The organism is Paenibacillus sp. J22R232 (assembly GCF_056269165.1).
Genome location: NZ_JBWDNK010000008.1, coordinates 107,570 through 129,797 on the forward strand (window position 1 = coordinate 107,570; position 22,228 = coordinate 129,797).

A 22,228-nucleotide genomic window follows, 5' to 3' on the forward strand; every position below is an offset into this window, starting at 1 on the left:
CTCTCTCTTAGTCAAAGCTCTTCTTTTTAGGCTGAAAATATAATTCTGTCTCGTTTGAAATCCACTGTAATCGCCCAAAACTTGATTCAGAACTCTGGCTGTGATCCCCGCGAATAAACACGGTTTGCCCTTGTTTTAAATACTGAGCAACCACTAGGATCCAATCTTCATTTTTGATATCAGCTGTTACGCATAGCTCAATTTCTGATCGAGAGATACTCTTAACGCGATTAGAATTTTCGTACCCATCTTTTGCGGGTAGTAAAGATAGAATAATTGACCTCCACTTTTCTTTCCAGTTTTTCTTATTGAATGCTTTGGATACCTCATAAGCATTTCGAGAGAGTTTTTCGCATAATTCTTTATTCTCTAAACATTCAATAATAGCCTTTTTCAATGATTTGCTATCCGGATTGATAAGAAGTCCATTGAAACCATCTATAATAATATCGGTTAATCCTCCAATTCTAGTAGCGATAATTGTATTCCCGGTTGCGCATGCTTCTAGACAAGATAGACTTGTACCTTCACTATATAAAGTTGGTATTAATACGATATCTGCTTCTTTATATACCTGATGCATCTCGTCTGGATCACAGTGATAACAAAAGATACGATTTGGCCATCGTTTTATTGCTTTTTCGATTGCATTTACATCTTCCTCGAAGCCCTTTCCAACAAAATGAAATTCCGTTTCTGGATAACGCTCCAAAATCTCATCCACTACTGCAAGTGTAATGTATAAACCACGAGCCTCATACAGCCTTCTCGGGTAGACAATTCGGGTTCGCCCGTCTTCTCTTTTCATGTCTGGGAAAAACTCATCCGGATCAACATAGTTAGGTACGCTGATCATTTGCCTTCCGGTCTGATACGAAACCGTTTGGAACCAATTCGACGTATTGGTATCTACAGAAACCATTTTTTGTACCTGCTCGGCACTTTTTATGAATCTTTCATTATGAGCCCAGAACTGCGCTCCATCTTTATATTCGCTTCCATAATTATCCCATGAAACACCGTGGCTAATTCCTATACTAGGATGTGCTGCATGCGGATAGGCTTGGAAGAATGCTGAATAAATATTGAGTATTGCCATACCTTCAACCGCATATAAGTAACGACGATTAAATGCATTTAAAGTCTCTATTGTAAACTCGTCCATGTTCAAAAGCTCATGTCCTAAGCTATATATGTCAATGTTTTTATATTTTCTATGCCAAGGAAAATTTCCATATTGATAAATATCTAATTTTATGCCCAAATCCTTACATACCTCATATAGATCGACAAGGTATCTTTCAGCCCCGCCTGTATAGTAATTCTCTCCATTGTAATCCATGAAGGTTGCCGTAAATACAGCCACATTTTGCTCAGGCGCACGATTTGCATATACATTTAAACAAGACACTTCTGACTGTAAAAGCTTTTCAATGTCATTAGCTCTCGTTACCCACTGATTTTGGTGCGCAATCATGCTCAGATGATCCTTAGCATCAGATGTCATAACCCAAAAGGAATCGTTGAGTTTAATTGGACTTTTTTCGTTTGCGAATGTAATACCTGGTCCAGCATATGGAACTACCTCAGCTATTGACGTAGTAATAATTGGTTTACCTATTGCACAGTACTCAAAAAATTTGACCGGTGAAACTGAATTCGTTAGCTTATTCACAATAAACGGAATCATTACAGCATCGAAGTGAGCCGTATAGTCTTTTAACTCTTTATATGGCTTCGGACCTAGAACATGGACATTATCTGGAAAAATATTTTCCGAAATGCCACAATAGCCTATTAAAACAATATCAACCCCCGGAGATGCAGCTAACTCATTTACCAGCTTTGTATCAAACCAAGCTTCGATTGCTCCAAAATAGCCAATTATTTTGTTTCTCCTCTTTATAATCGAAACCATGTCTTCCGGTACATAATAATCTGCATCCTTTTCAACTGCATAATCTTCAAGCCGCGATGCATTAGGTAAGTAAACAGAATCATTTCTATCGGTTACAAATTCCTGCAGCTGTCTAGCTGAGTATGTGACAATAGCCGCTTCATGCAGCACTTCATAATGCTTAGCCAACATATTTCTATCGTATAAACTAAAAAAATCAACGCGATCAAGAACATCATACCAAATCGTCTTATGCGGGAGGTTTTCTATCCAAGCATTTTGCATTAAATAAGAGTTCAAAATGAGTACATTGGACGTTTGTAATGCTTGCAGCAAATGTTCTTGTTTAGATACAACAAAAAGTCCTTTTTCAATTTCCCTAAGACAAAACTCAGGAGATGGATCGCAAAAAAAGCACAAATAACCTTTCCTCGCAAACTCCATTAATAAATGCTGAGGGCGTTGAATAGGCTCCCAATTTACAGCAACTGGATACACGATTATTCCTAAGTAATTACTCTCTTGAATTACTTTAATAATGTCCCTTGCCTCCGTCGATAGAGGTGATTCTACAATATTTTTATAATACTGTAATTGACTTTTATACCGAGAAGCGAATAATAAATCTTTTTCTGCTAATTCCTTTTCAAAAAGCAAAATCTCATCTAAATACTTCTTTTCAATATCCAGTTGTACTATTTCTTCATTATCGAGATGGATATTCTCATCTTTTAAACGGTCTAGGGCTAGTAATTGCTTTTCTGACAGCTCGTTAATCTGATGTAGTGCCGTTTTTATCGCATCAATCTCACGTTGAATAGCTGTTTTCGAGTTTTCCATCGTTTGTAAATTACACCTCAATCCTTTGATTAAGCTTAGCGATCAATCTATCCACACTAGTTGCAGTGAGTAACAGAGAATCTTTTCTTACCAACGTATGTTTCTTCTTTTTAACATCCGAATAGGTTACGATTTCGGATTGTTTTAATATCTCATAATGTTTTAATCGTGTAGATGCGTCCATTCCCCATAACAGGTCCTCTTCTTCACAAATATCATACCAAATTCTTTTGAAATCCAATAAATCGTACCAAGCAGCTTGCAGCACCCAAGTACAAAGAACGATTGGAATCATTTTGTTTTCGATAAGCCATTTGAGAAGCATGGCTTCATTTTTATATTCATAATACCCGTTCGAAATTTCTACTATTTCTTCTTCAAGTAATCCATTAAATGATATGCATATAAAGCCACTCTCGGACAACGATTGCAACAACAAACCGATCCGATTGTTATTAAATATAATCCCATCCGGAACAACTATGATATTCTTGCAATCTGTTTTGTCATGTAAAATAGATGTAATCTTCAAGAAACTCGAGTCTACATTTTCCGATGCCTTCATATAGTATAACTGTCTCGTCGAGTATTCTTTCTCGTACTTAACTATAGTCTCATACCTATCCATAAGCAGCATATCGCTATCCAATAAACGTTTTAATTCAGAATTTTTGCTTTTGCTCTTCTCCAGCTCTTCTCTGCGCTGTCTAACTGCTATTTCCAATTCCTTCACCACTTCATTTAACTCTACCAACTTGGAAACTTTGCTTCTATGCAAGCCTCGCAAGGCATCTAATTGAACCTCCTGATGTCCTTGTTCAAGAAGGGAAAGAACATCTCGATCCGTATGCAATTTATACATGTCCCATCTCCTAATTGTTTATACAAAGCTTAAATGAAGCCATTTCCGCTTTAGCTTGAAATGCAGAGCTTCCCAACCTCCGAAGGTACCTGTGTCAATTTTAGAAGAAAGACTCTCTCCATGAATGCGATAATAGTATAATGGCTCCTGCAAATGAACGATACGCCCCGTTAACGCAAGCCGGACGGTGAAATCACGATCCTCGATTCCGAACAGCGACTCATCAAAATTGCCAGTCTTACGATGCGAGGAAGTTCTCCACATCAAGGATGGACCCCCGTTCTGCATACCGTTTAATCGGTAATTAGGTAACCGCTTTGTTTCGATTACGATTCCATCTACATCCACATGATAATAGTCTGAATATACGGCGCTAGCATTCGGATGAGCAGCTAGAAATTCAATCATTCGCTCCAACCAGCGTTGATGGACAAAATTATCCGCCGAAGTCCAGCACCGATATTCGCCTTTTGCTTTCGAGAAACCATAGTTCAAAGCATTAGGAAGACCCCGATTGGTCACCATCCGATAATAGGTTACTCGGCTATCAAATTTAAATCGATTGACAATTGCAGCTATATCCTCAACTGAACCGTCATCTACAATGATTAGTTCTAGCTCCAAATGTGTTTGAGCGAGTATGCTCCTAATACTTTCAAATAAATATTTCGTGTCGTTATACACAGGCATAACTACACTTACCAATGGCGAAGATTCGATTGGCGCTATATTTTTCATTCGATGGCGAGAAAATAAAACGGCCCACTCTTGCATATTCAAATAACAGAAAAGCGGGTTTAGCAAAGCTTGAGCTGCGGGATTGTCTACATTGAAAATCTCTAATAGTTTACGCGAGATTTTATCAATTCCTTCTGATTTATAATTCTCGTATATTGCTTCAGCCAACCTGAATGCGCACGCTTCGTTTAAAAAAGCGGAATTTTCCAAAGACTGTTTCCAAGAAACAAATGCCTTCTTTTTATCTCCTATCTGCCATTGAAGTTCCGCAACCAGTGCTAGCCAATGTGACTCTGTCGTTAACACTAACTTAGTATCAATCATCTGGTTGTGCTGTAGAGTTGCGTTTAATAATTCGCTTACTTCTTTTTTCATCTCTTCAATCTGGATGTTGACGGTCATTTTACCGTAAAGATATATAAAATCCAACTGATCTCTCTCATCCAAATCAGCATCCAAAACCGTATATACTTTATCCGTAGCACCTTCTAAATTATCCATATTAATTAAAGAAAGAATCTGAAAAAACTGAAATGTTCTCCAATCTGTTGACCCTTTATCTGGTTCAGGAAGCGATAATACTTGCTGATACCTTTGGCACCCAAATGCAATTAAAAGTTGTTGAATTGCATTTTCTTCATTCAATAATTCAAGGTAGGATTGTTGTTTTTCATCCACCACAATTAGCGGCTTCTCTATCGTAATCGTTGGTTTATCCAAACATTTTTCTTTATCATTTCTACTTGAGTTCGCTATTGAATCGTATAGCTTGAATTCTGTTTTATTATTACGAGAGCTAAGTAAATGGATACGTTCTTCAACATATTCATGTCCTAATCTTTCCGAATACGCTTTGACCAATACTGCCCCGCCACCTAATGCGGTTTCCATAATAAGCTCATCGTTGATTTCAGTCGCAAGTCGCTCGTTGGCTTTCCATACCCATAACAAATTTGCACTGCTGTCGTTTTTAAAATTAGTAATTGCCTCATCTATTGTTTCACCGCTGACAACCCGATCAACTCTGTCTTCTAACCAGTGATTAATCTCATTTGAAATCTCATTTGGTTTCGGCGACCATATTCCAATTTCTATTTGATACTCATGAAAAACAGAATTTATATGATACAGCAGTTCTTCACGATTAGATTCTAGTTGTGGATGTGATAACAGCACTGCAATTTTCATCTTTTTAACCTCTTCCCTATACTCAACTTTGTAATCACCCTTCTTATATGAACAAACCCATATACGGCGAGAATAGACTTCCACTAATGAGATACAATGATTAGGAAATAAATGATTAGATCGTTGAACCAGTTGCTCCCACGTACAATACCACTGAAACGCCTCTTCCCATCTTTGCTGTGCAAAACAAATTTCGGCAATAATCATATACGGGTCTACATAATACGGCCATTCGTTCATACATTCCCGGGCACTGCTCTCGGCTGCATGCTGGTACCCAAGCTGTAATAAACTCATTATTTTATAATAATGCGCTTGTGCTTTACTGTACGACTGTGTCGATATAAGCAATTCCAACGCAGTTTTTGCAAACTTTAGACTTTCACTATAATTACCCGCGTTATAAAATTCTGCAGATAGATAGCGATGAGTTAACCCATCCGCTTCATTCGATTCTAATTCCTTGTAGAGCAACGCTAAATTCCTTGTTCTTTTAACTGGATTAAACTCTGATGAATACCCATAATGTTTAAAATAGCCATCCGCGCACAAACTAGTTTTCTTCGCATCCACTTGCTTCACATTGATTAATCTCTCATGTATGATTCCTTTATATTCATATAGAGATGGGGAAAATAATCGCTCAACATGCGTTACTGACAACAAGCGAGTACGGTCTGTCTCGTAATGATGGCACTCAAATGAGACGACTGTTTCCCTAACATTAATATTGTCAATCCAAGTCCTAAAACCCATTTCACCATGCCAATTAAATTCTTCATCCGAGTCAATAAACATGACCCAATCAAAATCAACGCACTGCTTTAGCAATAAATTTCTTGCCTCAGCAAAACTATCGTTCCAGTTATGATATATAATTTGAGCTCCAAGTTCTTTTGCAATACGAATGCTTCCATCCTCCGAGCCTGTATCTAATACAATGACTTGATCCACATAAGAGTTTATGCTTTGAATAGCTTTAAAGAGAGTATCCTCATTATTTCTCACTAGAATACAACAAGCTATTTTCATATTTACAATTTCCTTCTCTTTATATATTAAAGGCCGTTATCTCGCTTTGTTATAAGCGAGATAATGGCCCTTTGAGATTTTAAATTATAATAAATTAGACCGTTGGATCACTATTTGAAATTTTCTTGCCTTCTTCAAGCAGCGTATTTATTGACTCTTTATATTGCTCAAACTTCTCTTCTTTAATAAATCCTGCTGTCAATACTGCTACGTCTTTACGTTCTACCTGATTTTGAGGTGAAAATTTACCATCTGTCACTGTAAGTAGCTTAGCTTCTATTGCCGCCTGTACATATGCTTTCGCCCAATCGCTGATTTCATTAGCATCCGTTACAGGAAGATTAGTTCCTTTACCTGTAATGTTCGTTTGAGTAATACGCACCAAAATTGCAGCCAGCTCTTCTTTTTTTAGAATGGCATTTGGACGGAAAGCCCCATCAGAACCAATCATAATACCTACTTTTTCCAAAGCATAGATATACTTCAAGCCCCAGTTATCACTGCTTACATCTGTAAATTTAGAAGTTGGAATGTCTGGCGTCTCAAGGTTAAGTGATCTCGCAATAATTGCAGCTACTTGTACACGAGTCAATTTCCCTTCTAGATTCAATTCTCCATTTGGTCCGCCTACCATGATCGACTTTTCCATAAGCTCCTTGATTGCTGCTTGTACGGCATCAGGAGTTTGCGTCCCTTCGGCCGCAAATACTGCCACCGGAGCTGCTAGAGTATTTACCACCATAGCAGACGTGACAGCAAACTTTGTAATTTTCTTCGTTCTTTCTACATTCATTTTCAATCATCCTCCAAAAAAATATTTTAAAAAACTTTTATGTTACTCTACAACCTTCATATGCCGTTATGAATATTAAAGTCTGATAAAATTATAAATAAGGTCAGCTAATCCGATTAAATTACGTTCCCCTTGAACTCGAATTTCTGTCTTATTAGTAACAAACCGATTTAATATTTATTAACGCTTCTTTCTTACTATGAAGAGATAAAAGTTGTAAAGTTAGCTAATTAAACTATCGGCATACTCGCTTCGAAACTTTACAAAAAATCAAAATTAATAATCGAAATCTATGTAAAAGATCAATGTTAATAAAACAAATTCACTTCTTGGATTTTTAAAGTATTTTTCAATCTTATTTAAACCGTTCATTTAACAGATAATTTTACATTATGTCATATTAATAGTAATTTTTACAAGTAATTAGACATAGAAATACCTTGGTTCTCGTTAACATTTAAAAACCTATTTTTTGTAAAACAGTGTCGCTAATCGCCGAAAATAATTGTTAGCTGAATCAGCAATAGGAGGCTTCGACATAAAAGAAGAGTCATTCAGCACCGCTTCTGCATTTAATTGAAAATACTGAACGTATTGTTCTCCCATCCGCCTCTCAATAGCATCGTATGCTTCACGCAAGTGAAAACCACGACGAACGATATGATGCGCATCAGAAGAAACAATGTGTATGTGACCTGCTTTTAATAAAGTCCAGGCAGATCGTTCAATTCGCTTGCCAAACCCCCCAAGGAGAGAATGGCTTGTAACCTGTGCGTATGCCCCAGCATCAATCAACTCGATTAATCGGTCCGGGTGTTGCACGATCTCAGCATTTCTTTCGGGGTGAGCAATGATAGGCTTTAACTTTAGAATAGTGAGCTCGTGTATGAGCTCGCTCATCGACTTCGGTATTCGAGAGGATGGCATCTCTATTAATACATAACTAGAGCCGGCTAAAGGAAGCAATTCTTTCCTACTCCACGCATCAAGCAAATCTTCATGAACACGAATTTCCTGTCCAGTCCGAATAGTAACAGGCACACCCGCAGCGATTAATTTCTCATTAATCGCGCGAGTGTGCTCGGTTACGTCTTGTGCTATGTTCGTATATGTTCCATTGGCATGATGCGGGGTTGCAATAATGGTTGTGATTCCCTCTGAAACGGCTGCCCGGGCCATATCCAAAGTATCATTCCAATCCGCTGCGCCATCGTCCAATCCGGGTAAAATATGCGTATGGATGTCTATCATGCTGATCTCACTCCTTAGTAGAATTTGATCAAAGCCACCTGATAGGCAGGTTTGTACTTATTCTAACATAGGAGAAGAGATGTTTCAGCAAGTCTCGTTATAATTCGACAGTATTGCAAGCACTTATCGAGTATATCCTACAATTCCCAGATGTGTAAGTAAAAAAATGTAAAAACGGGGTTTGTTCAGAATTTGTTCAGGATTTGTTCAATTTTTTCTAAAGAAGCTCTTTACGAAGATCCGCGGCGGATTTTGGCGAAAGATAGGCAAAAGGGATGTCGAACACGGTCTTAGCTCCTACTTGACCTTCACGAGCAAGCTTGTAGGCAGCCCTAGCATATGCGACTAGAACACTAGCCGTAAATTCCGGATTGCTATCCAGCTTCAACCCGAATTCGATAATTTGCGTACTGTTCTCGCCCGTCTTACCGCTGCGAAGAACCGTACCGCCGTGCGGCATAGAGGAGTGTTCGGCTTTCATCGTTGCTTCATCAATGAAATGAACCGTCGTATTATAGTCGGAGAAATAGTTCGGCATGCTGCGGATTTCCTGAGCAATGGCTTCTTGGCCAGCGCCTTCCTCGGCCACAATGTAGCAATCACGGATATGCTTCTCCCGCGTCGTCAGCTCCGGATTCTCGCCGCTCCGAACGCGATTGACCGCATCCTCGCTTGGAATGGTGTATTGCACGCCGTGCTTAACGCCATTAACGCGGCGGATGGCATCGGAATGGCCTTGGCTCACGCCTTTTCCCCAGAATGTATTTTCTTTGCCTTCTGGCAGAATTGCTTCTGCAAGCAACCGGTTTAGGGAAAATAAACCTGGATCCCAGCCTGTTGAAATAACGCTTACCTTGCCGCTTACTCTTGCCATCGCATCCACTTGCTCGAAATATTCAGGAATGCGCGCATGCGTATCGAAGCTGTCCACGGTGTGGAACATCCGGGCAAAAGCAGGCCCTTGCTCCGGCAGGTCGGTCGCCGATCCCCCGCAAAGTATCATCACATCGATAGCATCACTGAAACGCTCTGCTTCCTCAATGGAATAAGCTTGAACAGCTGACGGGATCGAAGAAGGATCTCTGCGCGTAAAAATAGCATCCAGCTTCATGTCGGGACTTTGCTTGATAGCAAGTTCTACGCCTCGTCCTAAATTTCCGTAACCCACGATACCAATACGAATCTGTTCTGTCATGCTGCCGCCACCTTATCTTAGTTAATTTGATGCTTAGATCCAGCCTCTTGCTTCCATAGCTGCCGCGATCCGTTTAATCGATATCATATATGCTGCTGTACGAAGATCTGTTTTATGCTCTTTGGCAAGATCGCGAACAGCTACATAGGAAAGAATCATGTTCGTTTCAAGCTTCTCAAGCACTTCTGCCTCGCTCCAGTAGTAGTTCATCAGGTTTTGTACCCATTCGAAGTAGGAAACCGTTACGCCGCCTGCGTTCGCCAGAACATCCGGGATAACCGTAATGCCATGGCTTGCCAAGATACGGTCTGCCTCAGGCGTTGTTGGGCCGTTAGCAGCCTCTGCTACGATTTTCGCTTTGATGCGATCTGCATTCGCAGCTGTAATGACGTTCTCAAGCGCTGCCGGCACTAGAATATTTACGTCTAGCTCAAGCAATGCTTCGTTGGAAATGACGTACTCTTCGCCGTATTCGCGAATCGAAGACTGGTCCTTCAGCTCAGAGATGCGTTCGATATCAATGCCTTCCGGATCATAAATTCCGCCTCGGGAATCACTAACCGCTACGATTTTGCATCCTGCTTCGCTAAGCAAACGCGCCGCAATGCGGCCTGCGTTGCCGAAGCCTTGAATAGCTGCAGTCGCGTTCTGAACCGGGATATGCATATCCTTAAGCGCAGCTAGAATCGTGTATACGCAGCCTTGTGCCGTCGCTTCATTGCGGCCCTTGGAGCCTCCGAGGATAAGCGGCTTGCCTGTAATTACGCCTGGTGAATTTACACCCTTCAATCTGCTGTACGTATCCATCATCCAGCCCATAACCTGTGGTGTAGTATATACATCCGGTGCCGGAATATCCTTGTCAGGTCCTACAAAATCAGCAATCGATTCCATGAATGCACGGCTGATCCGTTCAAGCTCGCCTTTGCTGAGAATACGCGGGTCACAAATAACCCCGCCTTTGCCGCCGCCGTAAGGCAAGCCGACTACGCCGCATTTGAAGCTCATCCACATCGAAAGCGCTTTTACCTCATCCAGCGTTACGTCAGGGTGGAAGCGAATGCCGCCTTTAGTCGGTCCGATCGCATCATTATGCTGAGCACGGTAACCTTCAAACACGCGGATCGAGCCATCGTCCATGCGAACGGGAAAGCTAACCGAGAGCACGCGCTTCGGCTTCTTAAGAATTTGCGTTACATGCTCAGGCAGTTTAAGAAGAGCGGCTGCCGTGTCAATTTGCTGTTGTGCGATTTGGTACGGATTTAACGTTTCTTGCGCGATACTCACTGTCATTTCAGGTTCATTCCTTCTTCGTAGAGTCCGACTCCCATTCCATGGGAAGGCCGCTTTTCTGATTTTAACTGTTTCCATAGTATTTTAAAAGAAAAATTTAGCTGAAAAGTGCAAAAAATCTACGGATTTATCCATTGTCATGTTAGGTTTCATTGAGTGGTAGTTACAGTGACATCTAACATCAAAACATATATATGCTATTTTGGAAACTCAGGCATACAAAGAAAGGAAAGACCCAGCTGGAATTCCTGCTCCAGTTGGGTCTTTCCCCGTTATGCTCTAGGCCGCTTATTTAGCTGCGGCATATGACTCTTTAAGCATCCCATAGCTATCCACGATTTCTTGATGAAAGGCATGCTTATGCGGTATGCCCATATGCGATGTGATTACGTCATGAATGCCCGCGCTCGCGATTGCAGCTTGCAGCGCAACGGCTTCCTCATCCTTCTCGTAATCAAACAAAAGCGCCGCTGCAATGGCCGAAGTCAGGTGCGGTACCGATACCCCCAGCTCATGCGCCTGCAAAGCCGGCCTTACCAACCGGTCATTCAAAGACAGCTTGCGCATCGGCGAGCGGCCTACGCGTATTACGCTATCCGACAGCAGCGGATTCGTAAATCTCACCATCATTTTCTGTACGTAGCGGTCATGCTTTTTCGTGTCCCAATGGTATTTGGAGGTCAGAATGCTGCCTGTCTCGCTTAGCACCTGCGACAATTCAGAACGTATGCGAGAGTCCGCCATCGCCTCTTGAATCGTTTCATAGCCTTCCAAATAACCGTGATACGCAGCCGTGCAGTGACCTGTGTTTACGGTGAATAACTTACGTTCGATGTAAGGTTCTAGCGCATCCACATATTTGACGCCAGCAATCTCTTGGAAACCTTCCATCATTGCCGAGCGGTCAACGATCCATTCGAAGTACGGCTCCACCGTTACTTTAAGCGGATCATCATGCTCTTGTACGGGGACGATTCGGTCAACGGCCGTATTCGGGAAAGCGACGCAGCTATCCGCTTCTTGATGCAGGTCTGCAGGCAGATGCTCATACACCCTTCGTTTGAGAAGCGTGCTTCCCGATATGGCATTCTCGCAAGCAATAATATGCAGCGGCTCCGTATTCGTTGCACGAAGGCGCTGCGCAATGCCTGAGGCGATGGATTCCGCGATATGCTTCAGCGCAGTTACTCCGACAGCTGTCGTTACGATATCGGCCGTCGCGACAGCCGATGCCACCGCCGCCTTATTTTTGCCGCTGATCGCAGTCACATTATTCACGATTTTCGTATCACGCTCTTCGTTCGCCAGCATAACCGAATACTGCTTCTGCTGCTGCAGCAGTTGAATTTTCTTTTCATTCCTCGCTATAAAGGTAACCTCATAGCCCGCATGGGACAGCAGAAGACCAATAAACCCCCTGCCAATATTTCCTGCTCCGAAATGTACAGCCTTCATTGTCCGAACCCCCTTTTGTTGGATGGTGTGGTCAGTGATTATATTATCTGAACATTCTGATTTATTAGGACGTGATCTTACGGCCTACTTAAAGTCCTCCGGCAGCCATCATTTGAAAATCAATATGGGACAAAGACTCCGCATGAAAATACCGATCAGACTGATCAAATGGCAATGATTTCGTAATGGCATTCGGCACGATAATGCAAGACATGCCTGCCGCCAGTGCCGCTCGCGCTCCATTAGGCGAGTCCTCAATCGCTACCGCTTCATTCGCCTCCACCCCGAGAGCCGCTAAGGTTTGTACGTAAAGCTCCGGATCCGGCTTAACCTTCGCCACGTCATCCGCCGTTCGGATTGCCTCGAAATAATGACCGAGCCCAAGCTGCTCCAAATATTTGTCGATCCAAGCGCGAGGCGAGCTGGAAGCAAGCCCGATCTTCATGCCCGAGTCCTTCGCATCGTTCAAATAATCCAAGATACCGGATCGCACCTGCTCGCTTTGCATGAGATTCGTATGCTGTACATGTACCGAGTCACGGAAGCTATCTTTATCTATGGCCAGCTTCAGATCCGTCATTAAGTATTCATAAGGATTAAAGGTATGCAGACTAGTGCCGATGCAGCCCGAGTATTGTTCTAACGTGAGCTCAACGCCATGCTCCAAGTAAGCCTCTCGAAACGCATTGTACCACGCCGTCTCCGTGTCGATAATCGTCCCGTCAAAGTCAAAAATAATCGCTTTAATCATTCCTCATTCTCCTCCCGCCAAGCTAATGTTATATTGTCTAACAAAACCGTAACATGCATGAAAAGCGAGAGTCAAGGCGTATAAGTGCCCAAACGGCTGTTTGAAGGGTTGTCCCTGCATGCCATAAAATCCGTGAATTCCGTTGCTACGACTGGATTTCCGTCATTTCGTGCAAACGCTTCGATTGTTTCCGAAAATAATTTTCAGACAATTCTAATCAACCGCTTTCATAACAACCCTCTTCCTTTCTCATTCCTTTGTTCACAAAAAAGAGGTATGCCATGGAAGAATACTTCTCCTTGACATGCCCTCTTGTTTCAAAGCTATTATGAAGCTGCTTATTTTATATGAGCTGGCTTCCCGCATTGGCGGATGGAGCAGCTGGCTCAACCCGTTTTTTACGCTCGATGCTGATCCAGATCAAGCCCGCAGCCATACATCCCGCTCCGCACATTTGAAGCAGCGCGATCTTCTCGTCGAACATGAAGTAACCGGCCGCCACCGCAGCGGCAGGCACCGCATAACGGAAGAAGTTGGACCTTGTAGCTCCGACTTTGAACATGCAGGCATTCCACATCACGAAAGCAACTACCGTACAGATTAATACATTATACCCAATAGATAGATAATGGCCGGCATTCAGCGCGGACCAGTTCGTTTGCCCCCATGAGCCGAACGTCAGCGGCAGCATGAATAAAGAGCCGAACGCGATGGTCCAAGTGCTGACGCGCAGCGCCGAATATTTTTTCATAAGCGACATGGAGCTGAGATTGAACAATGGGCCGATGATGCTGACGCCGAATGCCATCGCATTGCCGAGCATATTGTCCGAGGATAGGCTGAAGCCCTCGTCACCGCCGAGAATGACGAAGCACACGCCAACGATCGATATCCCGCCTCCGACGATCAGCCGCGGCGTAATCGTTTCTTTCATGAACAACGGAGCGAACAAAGCGGCAAAAATCGGCCATGGCGCAACGTTAAGGAGCGAAGCGTTAGCAAGCGTCGTATACTTAATCGAGTACATGACCGTAATCTCAAGCAGCGTAATACCGATAAGGCCGATAAGCGCCAGCCTTGGTACGATTCGCCACGGTATGCCCACGCTGCCTTCGGTCAGCTTCAGGATCAGAAAGAAGAAAGGAATAGCTAGACCAAATCTTAAAAAAGAGAATACGATCGGATTAAACGACTCCATCGCGAGACGCGAAATACCGAAGTTCGCTCCCCATACGACAGCGATTAAGATCAGTCCGCCGTAGTTCAACCACTTATTGTTCATTCTTTTCCGCTCCATCTATTCGCAATTGTTCACCGCTCAAATTCCTTATTCATCATAGCATGGGAGATCAGCGAAAAACGCCCCGATATTGGCTCATTTCTTATGCATTTTAAACTCTAGGAACAGCTCATTATAATGGGCCAGCATTTTTTTGCCGAGATTATCATACACTTCAAGCCTTGAGGTCAGCTCCTCATTCGGATAAAAGCGCTCATCACCCGAAATATCTTCCGGCAGCAGCGACATTGCCGATTGATTCGGCGTTGAGTAACCGACATATTCCGTATTCTGAGTAGCCACCTCGGGATCGAGCATAAAGTTGATGAACTGATGCGCTCCCTCGATATTCTTCGCCGTCTTCGGAATGACCATATTGTCGAACCACAGGTTCGAGCCTTCCTCCGGCACCACGTAATCGAGCTTCTCGTTCTCGCCCATAATTTCGGAAGCATCCCCTGACCATACAAGCCCGACCGCCGCTTCTTCGTTCGCGAGCAGCAGCTTGATTTCATCGCCAACGATCGCCTTGACGTTAGGCGTCAGCAGCTTCAGCTTCGCCTTAGCCTCCTGCATATGCGCTTCATCCGTATCATTGAGCGAGTAAGAGAGAGAATTCAGTCCCATGCCCATAACCTCCCGCGCGCCGTCAAGCAGCAAGATCTGATTGCGCAGCCGCTCATCCCATAGATCATTCCAGCTCGTGAAGGCGAGATCGCCTACAAGCTCAGGGTTATAAACAATGCCGACCGTTCCCCAGAAATAAGGAATCGAATACGCATTATCCGGATCAAAGGACAAATTCATAAATTTCGGATCAATATGCTTCAAGTTAGGCAGCTTGTCATGATCGAGCTTGAGCAACAGGCCTTCCTCTTTCATTTTACTAATCGCATATTCCGAGGGTACGCTAACGTCGAACGTCGTCCCGCCCTGCTCGATCTTCGTCATCATCGCCTCATTGGAATCGAAGGTTTGATAGATGACCTTAATGCCCGTCTCTTGCTCAAAACGCTCCAGCAGCTCCGGATCGACATAGTCGCCCCAATTATAGATCGTCAAGGTCTTGTCGCCGCTATAGCCTTCGCTATCATTCAAATAGGCAGTCAAATAGATGAGCCCAAGGGATACGGCAAATACAACCGCAAACATGCGCACGAGCTGCTTCATCCGCGTCCCTCCTTCACCGATGATTTGACATTTCGCTGATTAATAAAGTAATAGCCGACGACGAGAATAATCGTGAATAGGAAAATAAGCGTCGACAACGCATTGATAGATAAGGATACGCCTTGACGGGCTCTTGAATAAATTTCGACCGACAGCGTCGAGAAGCCGTTGCCCGTTACGAAAAAGGTGACCGCAAAGTCGTCAAGCGAATACGTCAGCGCCATGAAAAAGCCAGCGAATATGCCTGGTTTGATAAATGGCAGCACGACTCTGGCAAGCACCTGCCAGGAGCTTGCGCCCAGATCCCGCGCAGCGTCGATAAGCGTAGTGCTCATTTCCTGCAGCTTCGGCAGCACCATGATGACGACGATCGGAACGCTGAACGCAATATGCGAGAGCAGCACGGATACAAAGCCAAGCTTAATCCCGATCATCGTGAACAGGATGAGAAAAGACGCCCCAATGATCACGTCTGGGCTAACGATCAGTACATTGTTCAATGTAAGCAGCGTTTGCTTCGGACGATTGCTTCGCACATGATGGATGGCGATCGCTCCGATAACGCCTAGAATCGTCGAGATAGCGGCAGAAAGCAGCGCGATCACGAACGTATTGAGCACGATAATAAGCAGCCGCGTATCGGCGAATACTTCCTTGTAGTAGTCGAGCGTAAAGCTCTCAAAGTCACGCATCGACCCGCCGCTGTTGAAGGAATAGAACATTAAATAGAAAATGGGCGCATAAAGTACAGCAAATACGAGCAACAAGTAAATATTCGACCATTTATTTTTTCCGCGCATAGACTGCACCTCGCTTCCGATTGCCGGTAAGCAGCATCATGGCCGCCATCGCAAGGATGAGAAAGACGGCGATAGTCGCCCCCACGCCCCAATCCTGCGTGACGAGAAAATGCTGCTCTATTGCAGTGCCGAGCGTAATGACACGGTTCCCCGCGATGAGGCGGGTAATCATGAACAGCGACAGCGCCGGAATAAAGACGGCCATGCAGCCGGACTTCACCCCGCTTATGGTAAGCGGGAAGATCACTCTGCGGAACGTCGTCCATGCCGATGCACCCAGATCTCTCGCTGCGTATACGAGCGTTGGATTCATTTCCTCGAGTGCATTGAAGATAGGGAGGATCATGAACGGGATGAAAATATACACGGAGACAAACACGAAGCTGAAATCCGTGAACAAAATCTGTTGTTTCCCAATACCAATCGCTTCCAACAAGCTATTCGTCAAGCCATAAGTGCCGAATAGGCCGATAAATGCATAGGCCTTGAGCAGCAGATTAATCCAGCTGGGCAATATAATCAGCAGCAGCCACAGCTGCTTATGCTTGGTCCTCGTTAAGAGATAGGCTGCCGGATACGCCGCAAGCAGCGATATCGCAGTAATAAGAAACGCGTACCAGAAAGAGCTGAGCGTCATGCGCATGTACACCGGCGTGAAAAACTTCGCGTAATTGCCCAGCGTGAAATGGCCTTCTACGTCGAAGAACGAGTAATACGCAACCAGCACGATCGGCGCCACAACGAACAGCATGATCCATGCCAGGTAGGGAACCAGATAGAAACGGCGTGATCTATTCGACATTGTCAGCCTCGCTGTACGCTTCCAGACGTTTGTCGAATTCTTCTTCCGTCTCGCCGATCCGCATGACGTGAATCGCTTCCGAATCGAAATGCAAGCCGATCTGTTCGCCGACAATAGCCTTGCGCGTGGAGTGGACTAGCCACTCGTTGCCCGCTTCGTCATAGCAGCAAATCTCATAATGAACCCCGCGGAACAGCTGCGAATCTACCCGGGCCTGCAGCCTGCCCGTACCCGCCGAGGTAATCTCGAGATCCTCGGGCCTGATGACGATATCGACCGCCTCATTCGGCATGAGCCCCTGGTCGACGCACGCGAAGGAATTGCCGGCAAACTCAACCTCGAAGTCGCGCACCATCCGTCCCGGCACGATGTTCGACTCCCCAATGAAATCAGCGACAAAGCGATTGATCGGCTCATCGTAAATATCCGTCGGCGTGCCGCTCTGCTGAATCTTTCCTTCATTAAGGACAAAAATCTCATCGGACATAGCGAGCGCTTCCTCTTGGTCATGCGTGACAAATATGAACGTAATCCCAAGGCGGCGCTGCAGCTCGCGCAGCTCGTATTGCATCTCGGTCCGAAGCTTCAAGTCAAGCGCGGAGAGCGGCTCGTCCAACAATATAATCTCCGGCTCGTTCACGATGGCGCGCGCAATCGCTACCCGTTGCCGCTGGCCGCCCGACATCTCGGCAATTTCCCGCGACTCGTAGCCAGGCAGATTGACGAATTTCAGCGCGTCCATCACCTTCGCTGTAATCTCTGCATTTTTCATTTTTTTGATGCGCAGGCCGAATGCCACGTTCTCGAACACATTCAGATGCGGAAACAACGCATAATCCTGAAATACGGTATTCACCTGCCGCTCATTCGCGGGAACGCGGTTAATGACTTTTCCATTGAAATAGATTTGGCCCTCGGATGGCTCGGTGAATCCCGCAATCAACCGAAGTATCGTCGTTTTGCCGCAGCCCGATGGGCCCAGCAGCGTATAAAATTTGCCGCGTTCTATCGTAAAGCTAACGTCTTTCAGAACAGCGGCAGCGCTATTGTCATATTGCTTTGTGACGTGCTCAAAGCGAATAATCGTTTGATCCTGCATCTCGCATACCCCTTTGCCTAATTAGAAGAAACAATAGTGATTATACCGCATCCCCGCAAATCGGCAATAGGAAAAGAAAAATGATGTCAACAGTCTTCATGACGCAACCTGCTTTTCAATTGATTGAACATGTAAGCGCTATACATTACGATTAATTCATGTTCGGTTCGCACACATTATGTTAATTGGAGGTTGAAGCATGAATAAACTGGCATCTGAAAAACCGGTCTCCGGCGGTTTTAAAGTTTCCGTTCAACGGTTTGGCCGCTTTCTAAGCGGAATGGTCATGCCTAATATTGGTGCATTTATCGCTTGGGGTCTTATTACCGCTTTATTTATACCGACAGGCTGGATACCGAATGAGAGCTTAGCGACGCTTGTCGGACCAATGATTACCTATCTTCTCCCTATTCTTATCGGCTATACCGGCGGTCAAATGATCCACGGCGTACGCGGCGGCGTCATTGGCGCCATCGTCACGCTCGGCGTGATCGCCGGAGCCGAGATCCCTATGTTCCTCGGAGCGATGATCGTCGGCCCTGCCGCGGCTTGGGTACTGAAGAAATTCGACCAATCGATCGATGGCAAGATCCCGCCCGGTTTCGAAATGCTCATCAACAACTTCTCTTCCGGCATTATCGGCGGCGGGCTCGCACTCATCGCGTTCAAAGGAATCGGCCCGGTGGTAGAGGCACTGAGTAATGTGCTCTCCTCCGGCGTTCAATGGCTGATCGATACCGGCTTGCTGCCGCTCGTGAACGTATTGATTGAGCCGGCCAAGGTATTGTTCCTTAACAATGCGATCAACCACGGCATTCTCGGACCGCTCGCCTTGGACCAGGCAACCGAAACCGGCAAATCGATTATTTATATGCTCGAATCGAACCCGGGTCCCGGACTAGGCATCCTGCTAGCGTATTGGCTGTTCGGCAAGGGCATGGTTAAGCATTCCGCCCCCGGCGCTGTCGTTATCCATTTCTTCGGCGGAATCCATGAAATTTATTTCCCTTACATTCTCATGAATCCGCGCTTGATACTAGCGGCCATCGCAGGCGGCGTTTCCGGAACCTTCACATTCTCCTTATTCGGGGCAGGACTGGTTGCCGCACCGTCTCCGGGAAGCATAATCGCCTACTTCTCGATGACGCCAAAAGGCGGCGTGCTGGCTATGCTGAGCGGCGTAGTCGTGGCGACAGTCGTATCCTTCCTCGTGTCCGCCGTGCTGCTCAAAACCAGCAAGCAAAGCGAGAGCGATGACAATGAACTGGAGCTTGCGACACAGAAGGTACAGCAAATGAAAGCTGAGTCAAAAGGTACAACCGCCGCGTCTCCTTCTACGGGTGTTGCGCAGCGATCGAAGGAACAGGTTAGCAAAATCGTCTTCTCCTGCGACGCAGGAATGGGCTCCAGCGCGATGGGCGCATCGATCCTTCGCAAAAAAGTAAATGCAGCCGAGCTTCCCGTCACGGTTATCAATACCGCAATCAACGATATTCCAGGCGATGCCGATATTGTCATTACCCACAAAACGCTCACGGACCGCGCTCGCCAGAAGGCGCCGAACGCCGAGCATATCTCGATTGACAATTTCCTCAAAAGCCCTGAATACGACTTGCTTGTACAAAGGCTAAGCGAATAAACGATACCGTTACTTTTATGTAGACCATACTTAACGCTGACAGTTTTCTGTCGGCGTTAAGTCCATTCTTCTGTTAAGGAGGATAACCTATCAAAGCCTCGACTAGGCAACGTCGCATTATAGAGCTGCTGCTGGAGCAAAAGCATGAAATTACCGCCGCCGATATCGCAGCAATCGTCGGCACCAGCACACGCACGATTCATCGCGAGCTGAACGATATCGAGCCGCTTCTTGCTGCGAGCGGGATTCAGCTGCACAAAACCGCGGGGCTCGGCATTCGCGCCGAAGCCAGTCACGCTGCGCTCGAGCGGTTCAAGCATTCGTTCGACCATGCCGATTCTGCGGAATATTCGGCGGACGAGCGCAAAATTTTAATTTTCTGCAGCTTGCTGGAGCTCGATGAGCCCATAAAGCTTTTCTCGCTTGCGCATGAGCTGCGCGTCACTATGCCAACGATTAGCCATGATCTCGATGAGCTCGAACCGTTCATTGAACGGCAGGGCTTGACGCTTGTGAGGCGCAGAGGCTACGGCGTAGAGATTATTGGCAAGGAGACGGCCAAGCGCCATGCCATCAGCTTGCTTGCCGCCAACCATCTGGACGATACCGACTTATTCGGACAATTCAAGGACTTGGCGGTAACCAATCCGATTACGGCGCGGCTACTCGACATGATCGGCAAAGAAAACTTCAAAAGGCTGGAGCATGCCCTATGGGAGCTTAGCGACGATTGGTCCAACACCTTGTCGGAATCCGACTATACGAAGCTGCTGATCAAGCTGTCCGTCGCGTTTACTCGCATAGAGCGCGGTTGCTTGATCCCGCCCAGCCCAGCCGGCAATACGGAGCCGATTCCTTTGCTGCGAAGCCTGCTGGACGTTCTTAACATCCAGCCCCCAGCCCAAGAGCGAATGTATCTATCCGGGCTGCTGGATAACGAGGCGCTTCCGGAAAGCAGTTTGTTGGTGCTGCAGGAGGACATTACGGCCATCGAGAACGTGAAGCAGCTTACCCGCCATGTGGAATCGAAGCTTCAAATGTCGCTCGCCCATGACCGCTCGTTGGAGGACGGACTAATCCGCCACATCAAGCCTGCTTTTAGGCGCATTCAAGACGGAATTGCCATTCGCAATCCTATGCTGACGCCAATCAAGAAGGAATATAGCCTGCTGTTTTCCATCGTGCGCAGCGGTGTACAAAAGATATATACGGCTCTCCGGATTCCAGACGAGGAAATCGGCTACATCGTCATGCATTTCGGCGCATCGCTGGAGAGATTGAAGCCATTCCCGAGAAAAATTAGAGCCGTGCTCGTCTGTACGAGCGGAATAGGCTCTTCCAAGCTTCTTGCCGTCAAAATCGCCAAGGAGCTGCCGCAAATCGAGCTGATCGGCCATTTCTCATGGTTCGAAGCGCGGCGGCTTCCGCCTGACCGTTATGATTTGATTATTTCAACGGTTGATTTGCCGCTAGAGCCTGATCGCTATATTAAACTCAGCCCCATGCTCTCGCAAGAGGAAACGACCAAGCTTCGCGCCTATATTGAAGGCACTACCTTAAAAAAAGAAAGTCCAACCATTGCCAACGCGGCCGATGACTTCCGGCAATCGCCGATGGACCGACTGCATCTGCTGCAGCTTTATTCCGGCATTGTCCTGAGTCTGGTAGACGGCATGCGCGTGCATGATTTGCATTTGGCCGAAGAGCATGAGCAGCTCGAGTATCAGCTCCCCTGCATGCTCGCCTTAATCGAAAAGCCTTATATCGGCGAGCATCTCGACGGAATCGTTTCGCAGCTGCTCGAAAGAGAGCGGCAAGGTTCTCTGATCATGCCGGATTCGGAGCTCGCATTGCTTCATACGCGAAGCGAGTGGATCGAAGCGCCTCTGCTCGCTTTGTATCGTTACGACAGGCCGCTTCCATTAAGCGAGGACGGCTCCTCGCACGCCTCTCAACTGCTCTTGATGCTCGGTCCTCTCAAGCTCGACACGTACAGCCTGGAGCTGCTAAGCGAGATTAGCGCCATGCTGCTGCTGCCGGAACTGATTGCCGTTTTTGCAGAGGGTGACGAGGCAAGCATTAAGCTATTCATCTCCAAACAGCTGGAGAATTATATAAAAACAAAATTGGATTGGAGAGACTAA

16 protein-coding genes and 1 pseudogene are annotated in these 22,228 nt (G+C 45.7%); 3 read left to right on the forward strand and 14 right to left on the reverse strand.

Annotated elements, in window-relative coordinates; all coding sequences use genetic code 11:
• Nucleotides 1-7 precede the first annotated feature (7 nt).
• The 14 genes from AC0YN3_RS21900 to AC0YN3_RS21965 form a co-directional block, all read right to left on the reverse strand.
• Nucleotides 8-2,737, reverse strand: a complete 2,730-nt coding sequence (locus AC0YN3_RS21900) for a glycosyltransferase (RefSeq protein WP_475777080.1) — start codon at nucleotides 2,735-2,737, stop codon at nucleotides 8-10.
• Between the two features lie 10 nt (nucleotides 2,738-2,747).
• Nucleotides 2,748-3,599 carry a hypothetical protein gene (locus tag AC0YN3_RS21905; protein ID WP_475777081.1) on the reverse strand — a complete coding sequence of 284 codons (852 nt, stop codon included), beginning with the start codon at nucleotides 3,597-3,599 and terminating at the stop codon, nucleotides 2,748-2,750.
• A gap of 18 nt (nucleotides 3,600-3,617) precedes the next feature.
• Nucleotides 3,618-6,557: a glycosyltransferase gene (locus tag AC0YN3_RS21910; protein ID WP_475777082.1), complete on the reverse strand. Its 2,940-nt coding sequence runs from the start codon at nucleotides 6,555-6,557 to the stop codon at nucleotides 3,618-3,620.
• Between the two features lie 94 nt (nucleotides 6,558-6,651).
• Nucleotides 6,652-7,350 (reverse strand): S-layer homology domain-containing protein, encoded by a 699-nt coding sequence (locus tag AC0YN3_RS21915; RefSeq protein WP_475777083.1) that lies wholly within the window; start codon nucleotides 7,348-7,350, stop codon nucleotides 6,652-6,654.
• A 465-nt stretch (nucleotides 7,351-7,815) separates the two neighbouring features.
• Complete coding sequence (locus tag AC0YN3_RS21920) at nucleotides 7,816-8,601, reverse strand: tyrosine-protein phosphatase (RefSeq protein ID WP_475777084.1); 786 nt, start codon at nucleotides 8,599-8,601, stop codon at nucleotides 7,816-7,818.
• Nucleotides 8,602-8,818: 217 nt separating this feature from the next.
• Nucleotides 8,819-9,796 (reverse strand): diaminopimelate dehydrogenase, encoded by a 978-nt coding sequence (locus tag AC0YN3_RS21925; protein WP_475777085.1) that lies wholly within the window; start codon nucleotides 9,794-9,796, stop codon nucleotides 8,819-8,821.
• Nucleotides 9,797-9,829: 33 nt separating this feature from the next.
• On the reverse strand, nucleotides 9,830-11,089 hold the full coding sequence (locus tag AC0YN3_RS21930; protein WP_475777086.1) for a Glu/Leu/Phe/Val family dehydrogenase: 1,260 nt from the start codon (nucleotides 11,087-11,089) through the stop codon (nucleotides 9,830-9,832).
• Nucleotides 11,090-11,377: 288 nt separating this feature from the next.
• Nucleotides 11,378-12,544, reverse strand: coding sequence for a mannitol-1-phosphate 5-dehydrogenase (locus AC0YN3_RS21935; RefSeq protein WP_475777087.1), 1,167 nt, complete (start codon nucleotides 12,542-12,544; stop codon nucleotides 11,378-11,380).
• A gap of 88 nt (nucleotides 12,545-12,632) precedes the next feature.
• Nucleotides 12,633-13,295: an HAD family hydrolase gene (locus AC0YN3_RS21940; RefSeq protein WP_475777088.1), complete on the reverse strand. Its 663-nt coding sequence runs from the start codon at nucleotides 13,293-13,295 to the stop codon at nucleotides 12,633-12,635.
• Between the two features lie 343 nt (nucleotides 13,296-13,638).
• Nucleotides 13,639-14,577 (reverse strand): DMT family transporter, encoded by a 939-nt coding sequence (locus AC0YN3_RS21945; RefSeq protein ID WP_475777089.1) that lies wholly within the window; start codon nucleotides 14,575-14,577, stop codon nucleotides 13,639-13,641.
• Between the two features lie 93 nt (nucleotides 14,578-14,670).
• Nucleotides 14,671-15,744, reverse strand: coding sequence for an ABC transporter substrate-binding protein (locus AC0YN3_RS21950; RefSeq protein WP_475777090.1), 1,074 nt, complete (start codon nucleotides 15,742-15,744; stop codon nucleotides 14,671-14,673).
• On the reverse strand, nucleotides 15,741-16,544 hold the full coding sequence (locus tag AC0YN3_RS21955) for an ABC transporter permease (protein ID WP_475777091.1): 804 nt from the start codon (nucleotides 16,542-16,544) through the stop codon (nucleotides 15,741-15,743). The genes AC0YN3_RS21950 and AC0YN3_RS21955 overlap by 4 nt, the downstream gene beginning before the upstream one ends.
• On the reverse strand, nucleotides 16,528-17,346 hold the full coding sequence (locus AC0YN3_RS21960; protein ID WP_475777092.1) for an ABC transporter permease: 819 nt from the start codon (nucleotides 17,344-17,346) through the stop codon (nucleotides 16,528-16,530). The genes AC0YN3_RS21955 and AC0YN3_RS21960 overlap by 17 nt, the downstream gene beginning before the upstream one ends.
• Nucleotides 17,336-18,445, reverse strand: a complete 1,110-nt coding sequence (locus AC0YN3_RS21965) for an ABC transporter ATP-binding protein (protein WP_475777093.1) — start codon at nucleotides 18,443-18,445, stop codon at nucleotides 17,336-17,338. Before AC0YN3_RS21965 ends, AC0YN3_RS21960 begins: the two co-directional genes overlap by 11 nt.
• Before the next feature lie 199 nt (nucleotides 18,446-18,644).
• On the opposite strand from AC0YN3_RS21965, the gene AC0YN3_RS21970 reads away from it, so the two are divergent.
• From AC0YN3_RS21970 to AC0YN3_RS21980, 3 genes and pseudogenes are all read left to right on the forward strand, one after another.
• On the forward strand, nucleotides 18,645-20,084 hold the full coding sequence (locus tag AC0YN3_RS21970; RefSeq protein ID WP_475777094.1) for a PTS mannitol transporter subunit IIBC: 1,440 nt from the start codon (nucleotides 18,645-18,647) through the stop codon (nucleotides 20,082-20,084).
• Between the two features lie 164 nt (nucleotides 20,085-20,248).
• Nucleotides 20,249-20,305: pseudogene (locus AC0YN3_RS21975) on the forward strand (hypothetical protein); the annotation flags it as partial.
• Between the two features lie 225 nt (nucleotides 20,306-20,530).
• Nucleotides 20,531-22,228, forward strand: coding sequence for a PRD domain-containing protein (locus AC0YN3_RS21980; RefSeq protein WP_475777095.1), 1,698 nt, complete (start codon nucleotides 20,531-20,533; stop codon nucleotides 22,226-22,228).

Coding starts and splice junctions, on each gene's coding strand:
- AC0YN3_RS21915 (WP_475777083.1), bottom strand. CDS start 7,350: ATGAATGTAGAAAGAACGAAGAAAATTACAAAGTTTGCTGTCACGTCT.
- AC0YN3_RS21930 (WP_475777086.1), bottom strand. CDS start 11,089: ATGACAGTGAGTATCGCGCAAGAAACGTTAAATCCGTACCAAATCGCA.
- AC0YN3_RS21970 (WP_475777094.1), top strand. CDS start 18,645: ATGAATAAACTGGCATCTGAAAAACCGGTCTCCGGCGGTTTTAAAGTT.
- AC0YN3_RS21920 (WP_475777084.1), bottom strand. CDS start 8,601: ATGATAGACATCCATACGCATATTTTACCCGGATTGGACGATGGCGCA.
- AC0YN3_RS21960 (WP_475777092.1), bottom strand. CDS start 17,346: ATGTCGAATAGATCACGCCGTTTCTATCTGGTTCCCTACCTGGCATGG.
- AC0YN3_RS21910 (WP_475777082.1), bottom strand. CDS start 6,557: ATGAAAATAGCTTGTTGTATTCTAGTGAGAAATAATGAGGATACTCTC.
- AC0YN3_RS21900 (WP_475777080.1), bottom strand. CDS start 2,737: ATGGAAAACTCGAAAACAGCTATTCAACGTGAGATTGATGCGATAAAA.
- AC0YN3_RS21945 (WP_475777089.1), bottom strand. CDS start 14,577: ATGAACAATAAGTGGTTGAACTACGGCGGACTGATCTTAATCGCTGTC.
- AC0YN3_RS21965 (WP_475777093.1), bottom strand. CDS start 18,445: ATGCAGGATCAAACGATTATTCGCTTTGAGCACGTCACAAAGCAATAT.
- AC0YN3_RS21925 (WP_475777085.1), bottom strand. CDS start 9,796: ATGACAGAACAGATTCGTATTGGTATCGTGGGTTACGGAAATTTAGGA.
- AC0YN3_RS21905 (WP_475777081.1), bottom strand. CDS start 3,599: ATGTATAAATTGCATACGGATCGAGATGTTCTTTCCCTTCTTGAACAA.
- AC0YN3_RS21955 (WP_475777091.1), bottom strand. CDS start 16,544: ATGCGCGGAAAAAATAAATGGTCGAATATTTACTTGTTGCTCGTATTT.
- AC0YN3_RS21935 (WP_475777087.1), bottom strand. CDS start 12,544: ATGAAGGCTGTACATTTCGGAGCAGGAAATATTGGCAGGGGGTTTATT.
- AC0YN3_RS21940 (WP_475777088.1), bottom strand. CDS start 13,295: ATGATTAAAGCGATTATTTTTGACTTTGACGGGACGATTATCGACACG.
- AC0YN3_RS21950 (WP_475777090.1), bottom strand. CDS start 15,744: ATGAAGCAGCTCGTGCGCATGTTTGCGGTTGTATTTGCCGTATCCCTT.
- AC0YN3_RS21980 (WP_475777095.1), top strand. CDS start 20,531: ATGCCAACGATTAGCCATGATCTCGATGAGCTCGAACCGTTCATTGAA.